Below are 14,464 nucleotides of genomic sequence, written 5' to 3'. Positions count from 1 at the left end.
TCACGTAAGATTAATTATATAGCATATTGCAAAATAGTTAAGTGATCCTCTTCAGGAACTACTTTAAGCTGTGAGCGAGGGGCCCTTTCAAAGACCCTGTAGGCTCCTTCTATTTTTGTTATCTCGTCCTTGTCTCCCACCAGAATTTTGATGGGAACTTTCAGTTTTCCAACTAAGCCGTTACAGTTAAATTGGGTAAAGTTTTTTAGGAGCTCTATACCGACTTCGGGATTTAGAGGAGGAACCTTTTCTCTCCTTCTAGAGGAGATTTCCCTGAAGAAGTTTACTCCCCCTTTAAAGTCTCTCCTTAACCTTTTAAGGAACCTTTTAACGACGACTTCAGGTTGGGATAATCCAGTAAATGAAGTGGTCGGTGCGTAGAGTATGAGTTCTCTAACCTTTTCAGGGTGTCTGTATGCTATAAGGATTGAGACCGTTGCTCCCAGCGACCATCCAACCAGAGTAGAGTTTGGTTTGAGTTTTTCAGAGATTTCGTCTGAGAGCTCTTCTAGATTTGTTGATTTAAATGGAGACTCCCCGTGGCCGGGGAGCTCCAGGTGAACTGCACGCTCAAAGGGCGTTCCCCTCCAGACCTCCCTACTGAAACTCCAGCCGTGGAGGGTGTATATCATGCTGCCTTCTTCTCCTTCTTAACCTCTAAAGCCTTAAAGAGGTGGTACTCTTTAATAGCTTCAATCGCCCTCTTAATCTGGTTGTCTAACCTCTTCTCCCTCTCCTTCCTGATCTCTTCAGTCTTCTCGGGGTGTTCCTCAATCTCTTTAAATTCCTTCTTTAACTTCTCTATGTCCTCCTTAGAGAGCTTAACCTCTATGTCGGGGATGATCCCCTTACCGTCAATGCACTTGTGGTTTGGCATGTAGTACTTGGCTGTCGTTATCTTCACGGCGTATCCCATGTCCAGAGGGTAGAGGGTCTGAACTGATCCTTTACCGAAGGTCTTTTCTCCAACTACTACTGCCCTGTTGTTATACCTGAGGGCCCCGGTTAGAATCTCTGCAGCGCTTGCAGTTCCTCCGTTTACGAGCATTACTACTGGAACGTCCGTAGGAATTATCGGGTCGTGGAGCGAGTAGTACTTTTTGATACTTTCAGGAATCCTTCCCTTAGTGTAGACGATGAGAGCTCCCTTTGGCAGGAAGTAGTCGCTTATCGCAACTGCAGAGTCAAGGAGGCCTCCGGGGTTGTTCCTCACGTCAACTATTATTCCTTGAAGTTTCTTATCCTTCCTAATTTCCTCAAGGGCTTTCTTAAACTCGTCTACCGAGTTCCTCTGGAACATTGTAAACCTTATGTATCCGATGTCTCCCTGGAGGATTCTGTACTTAACGCTCTTAATCTTGATTATTGCCCTTGTTATTGTGAATGGCTTAGGCTCCGGCCAGCCCTTCCTCCAGACCCAGATTGTAATCTTCGTTCCGGGCTTACCCCTCATTAGCTTTACAGCTTCCATTAGAGTCATGTCGGGGGTAACTTCCTTGTCCTCAATCTTTACTATTATGTCTCCCGGTTTAAGGCCGGCCTTGTAGGCCGGTGTATCCTCAATAGGGGCAATGATCATTAGTTTTCCGTCCTTAGTCTTCGTTATCTGGATTCCAAGCCCTCCAAACTCACCGCTTGTTTCAACCTGAAACTCCTTCAGCTGGTCGGGTGTGAAGAGGTTTGAGTGGGGGTCAAGTTTGTTCAGCATTCCCTGAATAGCCCCCTCATAGAGCTCCTTAGGCTTCTTCTCCTCTACGTACTTCTCCTTTACCAGCTGGTAGGCTTCCATAAAGAGCCTTATGTACTTGAGTTCCTCCTGCTGGGTGTTTTGCTCCTTCATAACGGCAGAAATGGAGCTCTTACCTACCAAAGCTAGAAAAGTGAACAGGAGAACTGCTAAAAGAGAGGTCTTAAAACCTTTTTTCATCTTCTCTTCCTCTCAAGGACTTTTTTAACCTTTTCAATTATCCCTTTATCGTCAAGGCCGAAGTAGTGAAGGAGCTCCCAACCTTTCCCCGACCTACCGAATACGTCAGGTGTTCCGAGCCTTTCCATGGAAACCGGGTAGTTTTCAACTAAAACCTCTGCAACTGCTGAACCGAGTCCGCCTACTATTGAGTGTTCTTCTGCAGTTACTACTGCCTTTGTCTTCTGTGCCGATTTTACTATAAGCTCTGCGTCTATAGGCTTAACTGAAGACATGTGTATAACTTCAACTGAGATGCCCTCCCTTTCAAGCTCTGTGGCTGCAAGGAGAGCAAAGGAGGTCATAACTCCGTTTGAGATTACAGTAACGTCCTCTCCCTCCTTTAAAACGTGTCCCTTTCCAACTTCAAACCTGAAAGTCTCCTCATCAAATATCCTTGGAAACTTTTCCCTTGAAAGCCTCACGTAGAACGGCCCGTCGGTGTAGGCTATCTTCTTTATTACCGCTCTGGTTTCAACGTCATCTGCAGGAACGATCACTCTCATGTTGGGAATGTTCCTCATATTTGCAACGTCCTCAAGGGCCTGGTGGGTAGCCCCGTCCTCTCCTACGGTGATTCCTCCGTGGGTGCACACTATCTTAACGTTAAGGTTCGGGTAGCAGATGGTTTGCCTTACTGCCTCCCAAGCCCTTCCGGTTCCAAAGATTGCAAAGGTACTGACAAACGGAATTTTTCCAGTTGTAGCAAGCCCTGCAGCCGCGTTCATCATGTTTGTCTCTGCAATTCCCATATTGAAAAACCTATCGGGGAAGCGCTTTGCAAACTTTGCAGTTTTTGTTGAACCGGAAAGGTCTGCATCTAAAACGACAATCCTTTCGTCCTTCTCTCCAAGCTCAACGAGGGTTTCTCCGTAAGCGTCCCTTAAACTCACCTTTTCCATTGTTTCCTCCTTAGATAATCTCTCCCAGCTCTTTTAGGGCCTCTTTGAGTAGGTCAGGAGGTAGAGCCTTTCCGTGCCACTCAGCCCTGTTTTCCATAAAGGAGACTCCCTTACCCTTTACAGTTTTCGCGATAATCATTGTCGGTTTAAACTTTGACTCATCTGCCCTGTCAAGGGCTTCCTTTATCTCTTTAAAGTCGTGTCCGTTTATCTCCATCACGTTCCAGCCGAAGGCCTTCCACTTTTCAGCTGCAGGGTAGATTGACATGACCTCGTCAACAGGGCCGTCTATCTGGAGGTTGTTGTTGTCAAGTATTACAACCAGGTTGTTTAAGTTGTAGTGGGAGGCTGCCATTGAGGCTTCCCACACGCTTCCTTCCTGGGCCTCTCCGTCTCCAATCATACAGTAGACTTTACTGTCTGAGCCTGAGAGTTTAAGGCCTATTGCCATTCCAACTGCTGCACCGATTCCGTGGCCTAAACTACCAGTGCTTATCTCAATTCCCGGAGTCTTATGCATGTCCGGGTGTCCCTGAAGGTCCCCGTCAACCTTTCTAAACTCCATCAACTTCTCAAGGGGGAAGTAACCTGTTCTGGCTAAAACCGAGTAGAGGGCAGGACAGACGTGTCCCTTTGAGAGGACGAACCTGTCCCTCTCTTCCCACTTAGGGTTTAACGGGTTATGCCTCATTTTGTAGTAGTAGAGGGTAACTATTATGTCTGTTGCAGACATTGCTCCGCCCGGGTGACCTGATTGAGCGTTTGAAGTCATCTTTAGGATGTCCTTCCTCACCTCCCTTGCTATTGCCCTTAGGGTAACTTCATCTATATCCCTGTTGCGCTTAAGGAAGAACTCCGGTTCAAAACTTACCATATCTACCTCCTAAAATCCCTCTTCCTCTTTAATTCTCTCTATTTCCTCTTTAACCCTTTCGGGGGAGGTTCCCCCTATTACTTTCCTACTTGCTACCGAACCTTCAAGACTCATTAGGTCCAAAACGTCTTCTTCAAACTTATCTGAGAATTTTTTAAACTCATTAACAGTTAACTGGCTTAGGTCTTTACCTTTGTCTAAACAGTAGGCTACAAGCTGGCCGACTATCCTGTGGGCCTCTCTGAAGGGAACTCCCTTCTTTGCCAGGTAGTCTGCAAGATCGGTTGCAAGGGAGAAGCCCTTTGATGCCTGCTGCCTCATCCTCTCTGCCTTCGGCTTCATTCCCTCAACTATGAGTGTGTTGACCTTAAGGGCGATCTTTACCGTATCTATTGCATCAAAGAGAGGCTCTTTGTCTTCCTGAAGGTCCCTGTTGTAGGTAAGGGGAAGGCCTTTAAGGGTAGTTAGAATTGAGACTAAGTCTCCGTAAACCCTTCCAGTCTTTCCTCTTGTAAGCTCTGAAACGTCTGGGTTTTTCTTCTGGGGCATTATTGAACTTCCTGTGCAGAAAGCGTCGGGGAGCTCTATAAAGTTGAACTCCTGGGTTGACCAGAGGATTAACTCCTCTGAGAGCCTTGAAAGGTGCATCATGACCATTGCACAGTCAAATATGGTCTCAGCCACAAAGTCCCTGTCGCTTACAGCGTCCATGCTGTTCCTCGTAACCTGGCTAAAACCGAGTAGCTTTGCCGTAAACTCCCTATCAAGTGGATAGCTCGTTCCTGCTAAGGCTGCAGAGCCAAGGGGAGAAACGTTAACCCTCTTTAGGGTATCCTCAAACCTCTCTGCGTCCCTCTTGAACATCTGGTAGTAGGCGAGCATGTGGTGGGAGTAGAGGACAGGCTGGGCTATCTGTAGGTGGGTATACCCGGGCATTATTACTCCCAGGTTTTCCTCAGCCTGCTTTACAAAGGCCCTCCTCAGACCTTTAAGGAGGTCCAAAATCTCCTTAATCTCCTTCCTTACGTAGAGGCGGACGTCAGTTGCAACTTGGTCGTTCCTTGAGCGGCCCGTGTGGAGCTTCCCTCCGACCGGTCCTACCTTATCGGTTAACCTTTTTTCAATGTTCATGTGGACGTCTTCAAGTTCCTTCTTCCACTTAAACTCTCCTCTCTCTATCTCTTCTAAAATCTCGTTCAGGCCTTTGATTATCTTATCGGCCTCTTCGGAGGTTAAAATTCCCTGCTTTTCAAGCATCTTAACGTGGGCTACACTTCCTGCTATGTCGTAGGGAGCAAGACGCTTATCGTAGGAGACGGACTCTGTAAACTCCTCAACGAGCTCGTTCGTACCCTCTTTAAACCTTCCGCCCCAGAGCTTATTCTCAGCCAACTTTCACCTCCAAATGTACTTGCCCAATTCTATCAGCAAAACTATAATTCCCTAAAGTTTTCAAGGAGGAAAATATGCTTGGCAAAGAGGTGAAGGAAGCCCTTACTTTTGACGACGTTCTCCTGGTTCCAAACTACTCTGAAGTTCTTCCAACTCAGGTTGACGTTAGGACTAAGCTCACTAAGAAAATAACCCTCAATATCCCCATAATGAGTGCCGCTATGGACACGGTTACTGAGTCTGAACTGGCAATTGCAATTGCCAGGGAAGGGGGAATCGGGATTATCCATAAGAACATGACTATTGAGGAGCAGGCTGAGGAGGTTGACAGGGTAAAGAGAAGCGAAAGCGGGATGATAGTTAAGCCTGTAACCGTAAAGCCTGAACAGACGATAGCGGAAGCTGAAGCCCTCATGAGGAAGTACAAGATTTCAGGCCTTCCCGTTGTTGATGATGAAGGGAAGCTTGTAGGAATAATAACTAACAGGGATATAAGGTTCGTAAAGGACTTTTCAAAGAAGATCTCAGAAGTTATGACCAGGGAAAACCTTAAAACCGTTCCTGTAGGGACTACGCTTGAAGAGGCAAAGGAGATCCTCCACAAGTACAAGATTGAGAAGTTGCCGGTTGTTGATGAGAAAGGTTACCTCAAGGGCTTAATAACTATTAAGGATATAGAGAAGAGGGAGAAGTACCCAAATGCCTGTAAGGATGAGCTTGGCCGTTTAATGGTAGGAGCTGCAATTGGAGTCGGAGACGAGGCTCTAAGGAGGGCCGAGGCTCTAATAGAAGCTGGAGTTGACGTTATAGTTATTGATACTGCCCACGGCCACTCAAAGGGCGTTATTCAGATGGTAGAGAAGATTAAAGGTCTCTATCCTGACGTTGACGTTATCGCTGGAAACGTTGCAACTCCTGAAGGGACAGAAGCCCTCATAAAGGCTGGAGCCGATGCTGTTAAGGTTGGAATCGGTCCCGGTTCAATCTGTACAACTAGGGTCGTTGCAGGAGTTGGAGTTCCCCAGCTTACCGCCGTTGCCCAGTGTGCAGAGGTTGCTGATAAGTACGATATCTCAATAATTGCCGACGGTGGAATTAAGTTCTCCGGCGACATAGCAAAGGCCATAGGGGCAGGTGCAAGGGTTGTAATGATTGGAAGTCTGTTTGCAGGAACTAAGGAGAGCCCCGGTGAGCTAATCCTCTACCAGGGAAGGAGTTACAAAGTTTACAGGGGAATGGGATCCCTTGGGGCAATGAAGAAGGGAAGTAAGGATAGGTACTTCCAGAGCGACGTTGAGGAGAAGAAGCTGGTTCCCGAGGGAATAGAGGGAATGGTTCCGTACAGGGGACCCCTTGCAGATACGATTCACCAGCTGGTCGGCGGTTTAAGGGCTGGTATGGGATACTGCGGTGCAGCTAACATTGAGGAGATGAGGAAGAAGGCAAGGTTTGTAAAGATTACCTCTGCAGGTCTCAAAGAGTCCCACGTTCACGACGTCATTATTACAAAGGAAGCTCCAAACTACTGGATAGAGAGGTAGGGGCTTTTGCCTCTACCCTATTTTCTCCTTCCAGTTAACTCCAAATCGACTTAGAGCTCCCAAGAACTCCTGGTTAAACCTCTTCTTCCACCTGTTAAGGTCAATCTGAAAGTTTGAGGGTCTTTTAGGCTTAAACATGAGCTTCATTCCGGCCTCTTGAGGAGTCCTTCCACCTTTTTTCTGGTTACACTCAGAGCAGCAGGTTACCAGGTTCTCCCAGCTCCACTTTCCTCCCCTACTTTTAGGGATAATGTGATCTATTGTTGCCTCGTTGTCCTTTACGAGTTTTCCACAGTAAGCACAGGTAAAGTTGTCCCTTATGAAGATTGCTCTCCTGGTTGGAGCTGAAGTTTGCCAGTGGCGAAGGAGGACTGGAATCCTGATAGTTAGGGGAGCCAGGTACTTCATTGAGGGAGATGTAAGAAAGACGTTTTGGTAGTGTTCAAGGACCTCGCACTTGTTTAGGAGCTCCAGGAGAAAGGCTTTCTTATGGCTGAAAATGGCCACCGGATAGTAAGTCTTGTCAAGGACTAAAACGGGGTGGAGAACCATCTGTTTTCCCAAATAGGTTCCCCTATATTATATGCCCTCTACCCCCAGTTTAAACTTCAAGCTCTTCAATGAAGTTGTAGGAGCTCTGGGGAATTATCAGGGTTCTCCTCTTTGCCCCTTCCTCTTTCAGCCTTCTGTACTCGGAGATATCCTCTTTGTATGAGAAGTAGCCGGAAGCTTTAACGTGGGCGTCGTTTATAAACTCAAGCTCCTCTGCAAACATAAAGGTTCCCTCTGCACAGTTTGGAGAAAATACGATTAGGTAAACCTTCATCCTTCCTCCTACTTTAGTATAGATTTTCTCTAATCTTAACCGATTTGGGAGATACTTTGAAAGTTAAGAGTAAACCTGGTGACTTTAAAGTATTTGAGGTTTTAAAAGAAAAGCCCTCCAAAAGGGATGGAAAGTACAGGTACTACACCCTCTTTAAAAGGGGAATTGAGACGAAGGAGGCCATAGGGAGAGTTGCAAAACTCTCCCGAGTTTCTCCTAAGGAGATCCTCTACGGCGGTCTAAAGGATAAGAACGCTGAAACTACTCAGTTTATTGCTGTTAGGAGACCTTTAAAATTAAAGGAAATTAAAGATGAGAACCTTAGGCTCTGTTTTGTAGGTTACCTTGATAGACCTCCGAAGGAGTTGATAGAGGGAAACAGGTTTGAAGTTTTAGTGAGGGGAGTAAGGAAAGTTCCTGAGGAGAGGTTTAGGGTTTTAGAGGATGTAGGAATTCCTAACTACTACGGAGAACAGAGGTTTACACCGGTTAGGGGTGGAAGGTTCTTCGTTCAGGAGCTCCTAAAGGGCCCAAAGTGTGCACTTGTTTCCCTCTTTGCTCCTGCAGGCTGGGAGAGCTCCCTCTCAAGGAGGGCAAAGAAGTTATTCATTCAGGGGAAGTTTAAGGAGGCCTCTTCCCTTTTTAGAGGCTGGAGGAGGAAGGTTTCAGATTTCCTTTCAAGGGGCGGAAGTTTTGAAGAAGCCCTAAAGCTGGTTCCGAAGGAAGAGATTGAGTTTCAGTTAAACGTCTTCCAGTCTTACCTCTTTAATAGGCTTCTATCGGATTTAATTAAAGGAAAAACTCCCAATTTAGTTAAGTTTAAGTATAAACTCGGTTACCTGTACTATCCCCTTGAAAGTGTTTCTGTTCCTGTGGAGCTCCCCGCTTTCACCCCTAAACTGGACCTCTACGATTCTTTAATTAGCCAAATCGGAGTTGATAGGAAGTCCCTATTTCACCTTTCAGATTACTTCCATTCCTTTAAAAGGAAAACCTTTGTAAAGCCTAAGGATTTTGAAATTGAAGAGGTTAATAAAGGTTCTTACCTTCTAAAGTTTTTCCTCCCTTCAGGTTCCTACGCTACAAATCTTCTAAGGTTTCTCTTTAGTGCAGTTTGAGGGGTGTATAATCTCCAACCACAAGGAGATTTGGAGGTAAAGTATGGAAAAGTTTAAAGTTCTTATAACCGAGCACATAGCAGAGCCGGGAATAGAGCTCCTTAAGAAACAGCCCGACGTTGAAGTTACCTACGACCCGGAGCTCTTTAGGAACTTTGACAGAATCCTTGAAATTATCCCTGAGTACCACGCCCTTATAACAAGGAGCGGAACTCCCGTTACTGAGGAGCTCCTTGAGAGGGGAAAGAAGTTAAAGGTCGTTGGAAGGGCAGGAGTTGGAGTTGACAACATAGACCTTGAGGCAGCTTCAAGGAGGGGAATCCTCGTAGTTAACGCTCCGACGGGGAACACTCTAGCTGCAACCGAACACACTATGGGAATGATGTTGGCAGCTGCAAGGTTAATTCCCTACGCCCACAAGTCCTTGAAAGAGGAGAGGAAGTGGGAGAGGAAAAAGTTTATGGGGGTTGAGCTTGCAGGTAAGACCCTCGGAATAATAGGTTTTGGAAGGATAGGTTCAAGGGTTGGTATAAGGGCAAAGGCCTTTGACATGAAGGTAATAGCCTACGACCCCTACATAAAGAAGGAAAAGGCCGAGAGGTTGGGAGTTGAGCTTGTTGACGAGCTTGAGGAGCTCTTGAGGCGCTCAGACATAATAACCGTCCACACTCCTTTAACCGAAGAGACCAGAAATATGATTACAAAGAGAGAAATTGAGAAGATGAAGGATGGCGTAATCCTCCTAAACATAGCTAGGGGAGGGATAATAAACGAGAAAGACCTCTATGAGGCCTTAGTTAGCGGTAAAGTTAGGGCTGCAGCCGTTGACGTTTTCTCAAAAGAGCCTTCAACCGACAACATCCTTCTTGACGCTCCGAACATAGTTGTTACTCCCCACATAGGTGCAAACACCTTTGAGTCCCAGACAAACGTTGCAGTAATAATTGCAAATCAGGTCCTTGCAGCCTTAAGGGGAGAGGAGGTTGAATTTGCCGTAAACGCTCCCTTTGAGGATATTGCAGCGGCTAAGGTCTTAAAGCCCTTCATGGAGCTTTCTGAAAAGCTTGGCCTCTTTGCAGTTCAGGTTGCCTGCTCAAGGGCTAAGGAGATTATCCTAGAGTTCAGGGGAGACCTTGGAGAGGACACAAAGCCTCTCACAACAGCCTTCCTTAAGGGTTTCCTTGAGAAGGTAGTTGACATTCCAGTCAACCTGATTAACGCTCCTTTCCTTGCAAAGGAAAAGGGTATAAAGATTACCGAGGTTAAAAGGCCTGAGGGAATCAACTTTAAGAAATTGATTAGGGTAGTCTGCAGGGGAGAGAACGGAGAGGAGTTCACGCTTGCCGGAACTGTAATGGACGACAAGTTCCCGAAGATTGTTGAGATAAACGGTTTCCTCTTTGACCTTACCCCCGAAGGAAAGCTCCTCCTGATAAGGAACTACGACGTTCCGGGGGTTATTGGTAAGCTAGGCTCTATCCTAGGTAAGTATAAGGTTAACATTGCAGGCTTCCAGCTTGGCAGGAAGGAAAAGGGTAGGGAGGCCAAGGGAGTTATCCTGGTTGACGACGACGTTCCCCAGCAGGCAATTGAGGAAATTAAAGAGATTCCTGAAATCTTAGAGGTTAAGCAGGTTAACCTATAGACTCCTTTCTCACTTCCAGCATAAAAGGGGCCTTTTAGGCCCCCTTTTTATTTTCTTTTTTTTCTTCAGAGTCAGAGGTTGACAATTAAGTAATGAGAACTATTATTATGAACATCACAGTTGCTGCTGTTAGCCATACTTACTTGACAGATTGAGAAAAAAATTGTATAATTACTGCCAACAAAATTGAATAGGTAAAAAAGAACAAACTTTAGGTTAAAGAAAAAGAAACTATCGGTTAAAACAAAAATTTTCCTCAACTTAAACTGAAAAAGTAACTCCTCCCTCTACCTCCTCCCTATACTTAATCACAGAAGCTAAATCATAAAACCAACCAAAGGAGGAGGTATCATGGGAGTCAGGAAGCTACTCAAAACATCACTAGCGCTCCTAGCGGTAGGAGGAGTATCCTACGCAGGATTGGCCAATGCGGCAACTCAGGATGAGCTTGTTGTAGAACAGCACTACTCAGGAGAAGCTAATGTAGCTAAGAGCGAAAATGAATCAGATAAGAAGTTTGAGCAAAAGAGTGCAAAAGACAGCCCAAACAAAGCTTATGTTATTGAAGCCGGTAAGAACACTTACCTCTACGGTTTTCAGCACGATGGTAACAACCAGATTGGTGCTAATAATGCTAAGTTAGTCTTCAAGACTGCAGATGAGAGCGATTACTCAAAATTTGAAAACAACGCTAAGGGAACTGTTAAGGTTACTATTAAGCAGTCCGGTGGAGATAACAAGTTCGTTAAGGAGACACTTTCAGATGCTCCTGCAGGTTCTCCAAGCGTGATCTCTAATAATGGAGATATTACTGTAAGCCTTTCACAAGATGGAAAAGATGAGACTTACCTCGGTCTCGTGAAGAGCACGAAGGATGGTGCATCAATAACAATCAATCTTTCTCAGGATGATGGAGTTAACAAAACTCACTTCTCCAAGATTGAAGCGGACGGTTCTATTTCAATTAATATGTGGCAACACGGAGGTGGTAACGAAGCTTACTTCGGTTCAGACTCAACAGGTGTTGACTCAACAGGTGTTGATGTTGGAGGAGATTTAAGCGTTCACGCTTATAATGATGATTCTAAAGCTATGGAGCAGAACGGAGCTGATAAGCTCATAGTTAACAGGCTTGTAACTGGAGCTAATGCCGACTTAGGTATTACTCAGACCGGAACAGAAGGAACTATTGAAATTAAGAACGTTAACAGTAACTCAGCCTTTACTCTAAATGCTGATCAAGAGGGTAATAAGGACACAATTACTCTAGGTGTGGATGATTCAACAGCCTTCAAGTCAACAAGTGGTGATATTACCCTTGACATTACTCAGAAAGGTGACGGTACTAACAGCGTTGTAATAGCAAACTCTCAAGAAGTTAGCGTAGGAGAAGCTAATATTACAATTACTCAGGATAACGACAAGGCCTCAGGAGCTAACAAAGTTATTATTGATGACCTTACTGTAGATGGAAAACTTACGGCTAAGATTAACATGGACAATAATGGGGATGGAACAAACGTCTTCCAGATTTTAGGTGGAAGTGTTGATGGTAACTTAACAGTTAAGGGTTACAGCGATGATACCCTTGACATTGTAGGAACATCAAACACTGTAACCTTTAAGGATGTTGATTCAGAGAAAGATGCTACTCTTGCTATGGACATTTCGGGAGATGAAAACAAAGTTATTGTTGAGAAGATTGACAATACTAAAGATAGCGAAACCCTTAGCTTTAAGACTTCCATTACAGGAAATAAGAACCTAATTCGTGTTGACGAGATTAAGGGACAGGGAGTTGATACTGATATCTTCATCCACGGTGACAGCAACAAGATCGTTGCTCTTGATAATCCAAGTTCTGTCTCCGGCGTTGATGACCTAAAATTTGATGCTGATGAAGGTTTAACTCAGATTGCAAGTGCCGGAGCAGCTAAAATGGATATAGACATTGGAACTTCCAGTGATCCTGCCAGCAATAACCAGATTGCACTATACCAAGAGGCTGATCTGACTGCCACATTTAAGCTCAGCATCGCAGCTGGTGCTAACAACAACCAGGTTCTTGTATACCAGAAAGGATCTGATACTGCCTTTGCTGACATCTCTATCTCTTCTAGCGATAATGTTGTTAAAATATACCAGAAGACAGTATCTGGTACGAATGCTAGTGTTCATGTTGATGTTAACTAATTATTGTTCGGCTGTAAGGATAAAGAGGAAGGGGGTAGTAGCTCCCTTCCTCTTTATTTTATTTTCTTTATTTGTTCTTTTTTCTTTTTCTTTACCCTCTTTTGGAAGTTCCAGTAACAGTGATATAGACTATTTAATAATAGATAAAACTAAAACTCCGTGGGGACATAAGTTTTACAAAACCTTCAGTGAGGTTTGGAAACCCCCTAAGGGAATAGACAGCTATTTTATTATAATAGAGGAGAAAAAACCTTCTTTTCGCCAAAGTTGGATTTACATTAAAGTAGGAGACAATATATATATGAGAATAGTATATTACTCCATGTTGAAACCGACTACTTCAAATTTTGACATGCAAAGACAGGCAGTAGTTGCCTCAAAGAGGGTACTTAAATACTTGCTTACAGATTTTTTAAAGTTTAAAGCAGAGAATGAAAAATTCTAATTTTTGGAGGGAAAGTGAGGAAAGTATTATTATCAGGACTTATATTGTTTTTTCTTTCTTCAACTTCTTACTCCTCAACTATGACCTACAAGTTCTTAATTCCCGATTTTGGCGGAGATCCTGACTACTGGTATGGTTTCTTTAATGAGGCAGAAAAGCAGAATATATACCATCCTCCTACTAAAAGGGAGGAACAGAAAGAATCAGAGCTGGAAGATTTTAAAAACCGTTTGAAGTATTTAATTCTAAGCAGACTGGCATCTAAAATAGCTGATGCTGCTTTTGGTGAAGAAGAACTTAAACCTGGAACTTACGAAATAGGAAACTTTCAAGTTCAAGTGAAGCCCACAGGAACGGATATTCAAGTTATTTTAGTGGATACTACTACTGGAAATCAAACTACCGTTGAAGTTCCAATGTATAACAAGTAGAAAACGAAAGTTTAACTTGATAAAATACCCCTACCATTTGAGGGGGTGATTTTATGTCCAAATTTAAGTTTACTGCTGCCTTTGGGCTACTTGTCCTTTTGACTTCCGGCTGTGCCTACAACTCTATAGCTCCCTCAACTCCAGTCTCAGTTAAACCCCCGGTTGTCAATGAGGAACCTCCGGCCCACAGTCTCCTTCAGTTCCTTCCTCCCCCTAAAGAGCTTATTCCGGTTGCCATTTACAACTTCAGGGACCAGACCGGTCAGTACAAGGTCTATAACAATATAAGTACTTTTTCAACTGCAGTTACTCAGGGAGCAGCATCTATTCTAATTAAAGCAGCTTACGATAGTGGCTGGTTCCTCCCGCTGGAGAGGGAGAGCCTTGCGGACCTGCTGACTGAGAGGAGGATAATAAGGAGCTCCATAGAACAGGAGCTTAAGAAGAAAGGTTTAAAGCCTAAAGGGGATGTACTTCCACCCCTTAAGTTTGCTCCTATTATCTTAACTGGCGGGATAATCGGTTATGACACTGATGTAGTTACAGGAGGCTTTGGAGCCAAGTACTTCGGAGTTGGCGGTTCTACTCAGCTCAGGAGAGATAGGGTTACAGTTTACCTTAGGGCAATTGCCGCTAAAACCGGAGAGGTTCTCTTAACCGTGACTGCTACCAAAACTCTCCTTTCTAGAGAGCTTGACGTTCACGCCTTTAAGTACGTAAAGTGGAAGAGGCTCTTCCAGCTTGAGACTGGGGTAACAACTAACGAACCCGGGCTTTATGCCCTTCAAGGGGCTATAGAGAAGGCTCTCTACGCTTTAATAGTTGAGGGAATGGTAAAGGGGTATTGGCAGCCTAAGAACCCTTCAGATATTTACTCTCCCGTTGTTCAAAAGTACTTTAAGTGGAAAACAGAAGAGCTTAAAAAGGAAGAGGATAACCTCAGGAGAATACTGGGAAGGGACTTTACGGAGAAGGAACTGGCACAGTACTTAAAGAGGGTAAAAGAGGAGAGAAACCTTATTCAGTGGTATGAAAAATCAAAGAAAAACAGGAAATAAAAAGTTTGTTTAAAGTTTAAATAAAGAGATCCTTTGGTTTAATTTTTTTTTGAAACTTTTGTTTCCTAATGGG

At 44.5% G+C, this 14,464-nt stretch carries 14 protein-coding genes; 7 read left to right on the top strand and 7 right to left on the bottom strand.

The annotated features are described in order from the left end of the window. Positions 1-14: 14 nt before the first annotated feature. Genes C7457_RS06460 through argH form a run of 5 tightly spaced genes read right to left on the bottom strand, consistent with a single transcriptional unit; the run spans position 15 to position 5,134 of the window. Entirely contained in the window at positions 15-632 is a 618-nt protein-coding gene (locus tag C7457_RS06460; protein ID WP_121171241.1) for an alpha/beta fold hydrolase, read from the bottom strand. Continuing rightward, positions 629-1,927: a S41 family peptidase gene (locus C7457_RS06455; protein ID WP_121171239.1), complete on the bottom strand. Its 1,299-nt coding sequence runs from the start codon at positions 1,925-1,927 to the stop codon at positions 629-631. The genes C7457_RS06460 and C7457_RS06455 overlap by 4 nt, the downstream gene beginning before the upstream one ends. Further along, complete coding sequence (locus C7457_RS06450) at positions 1,924-2,868, bottom strand: transketolase family protein (protein ID WP_121171237.1); 945 nt, start codon at positions 2,866-2,868, stop codon at positions 1,924-1,926. Before C7457_RS06450 ends, C7457_RS06455 begins: the two co-directional genes overlap by 4 nt. Positions 2,869-2,878: 10 nt before the next feature. Further along, positions 2,879-3,742, bottom strand: a complete 864-nt coding sequence (locus tag C7457_RS06445) for a transketolase (RefSeq protein WP_121171235.1) — start codon at positions 3,740-3,742, stop codon at positions 2,879-2,881. Between the two features lie 9 nt (positions 3,743-3,751). Next, positions 3,752-5,134 (bottom strand): argininosuccinate lyase, encoded by a 1,383-nt coding sequence (gene argH / locus C7457_RS06440; RefSeq protein ID WP_121171233.1) that lies wholly within the window; start codon positions 5,132-5,134, stop codon positions 3,752-3,754. Between the two features lie 74 nt (positions 5,135-5,208). Here argH and guaB point away from each other — a divergent pair, with 74 nt between their 5' ends. Beyond that, positions 5,209-6,675: an IMP dehydrogenase gene (guaB, locus tag C7457_RS06435; protein WP_121171231.1), complete on the top strand. Its 1,467-nt coding sequence runs from the start codon at positions 5,209-5,211 to the stop codon at positions 6,673-6,675. Positions 6,676-6,687: 12 nt separating this feature from the next. Here the strand turns inward: guaB and C7457_RS06430 are convergent, their stop codons facing one another. Both C7457_RS06430 and C7457_RS06425 read right to left on the bottom strand, forming a co-directional pair. Continuing rightward, positions 6,688-7,239: an HNH endonuclease gene (locus tag C7457_RS06430; RefSeq protein WP_245939604.1), complete on the bottom strand. Its 552-nt coding sequence runs from the start codon at positions 7,237-7,239 to the stop codon at positions 6,688-6,690. 37 nt (positions 7,240-7,276) lie between these two features. After that, positions 7,277-7,501: a hypothetical protein gene (locus C7457_RS06425; RefSeq protein WP_121171229.1), complete on the bottom strand. Its 225-nt coding sequence runs from the start codon at positions 7,499-7,501 to the stop codon at positions 7,277-7,279. A 56-nt stretch (positions 7,502-7,557) separates the two neighbouring features. Here C7457_RS06425 and truD point away from each other — a divergent pair, with 56 nt between their 5' ends. The 6 genes from truD (at position 7,558) to C7457_RS06395 (ending at position 14,391) form a co-directional block, all read left to right on the top strand. Then, on the top strand, positions 7,558-8,619 hold the full coding sequence (truD, locus tag C7457_RS06420; RefSeq protein ID WP_170137374.1) for a tRNA pseudouridine(13) synthase TruD: 1,062 nt from the start codon (positions 7,558-7,560) through the stop codon (positions 8,617-8,619). 43 nt (positions 8,620-8,662) lie between these two features. Beyond that, a complete protein-coding gene (serA, locus tag C7457_RS06415) occupies positions 8,663-10,264 on the top strand; it encodes a phosphoglycerate dehydrogenase (protein ID WP_121171224.1) in 1,602 nt (533 codons plus the stop codon). A 420-nt stretch (positions 10,265-10,684) separates the two neighbouring features. Continuing rightward, positions 10,685-12,457 carry an autotransporter outer membrane beta-barrel domain-containing protein gene (locus C7457_RS06410; protein ID WP_170137373.1) on the top strand — a complete coding sequence of 591 codons (1,773 nt, stop codon included), beginning with the start codon at positions 10,685-10,687 and terminating at the stop codon, positions 12,455-12,457. Continuing rightward, complete coding sequence (locus C7457_RS06405; RefSeq protein WP_245939609.1) at positions 12,441-12,902, top strand: curli production assembly/transport protein CsgE; 462 nt, start codon at positions 12,441-12,443, stop codon at positions 12,900-12,902. Before C7457_RS06410 ends, C7457_RS06405 begins: the two co-directional genes overlap by 17 nt. A 14-nt stretch (positions 12,903-12,916) precedes the next feature. Further along, positions 12,917-13,333 (top strand): curli assembly protein CsgF, encoded by a 417-nt coding sequence (locus C7457_RS06400; protein ID WP_170137371.1) that lies wholly within the window; start codon positions 12,917-12,919, stop codon positions 13,331-13,333. A 53-nt stretch (positions 13,334-13,386) separates the two neighbouring features. After that, entirely contained in the window at positions 13,387-14,391 is a 1,005-nt protein-coding gene (locus tag C7457_RS06395; RefSeq protein ID WP_121171215.1) for a CsgG/HfaB family protein, read from the top strand. Positions 14,392-14,464: the final 73 nt, after the last annotated feature.

Source organism: Thermovibrio guaymasensis (assembly GCF_003633715.1).
Lineage (GTDB): Bacteria > Aquificota > Aquificia > Desulfurobacteriales > Desulfurobacteriaceae > Thermovibrio > Thermovibrio guaymasensis.
The sequence above is the reverse complement of the archived record's forward strand: the minus strand, read 5'-3'. Positions and strand labels throughout refer to the sequence as shown.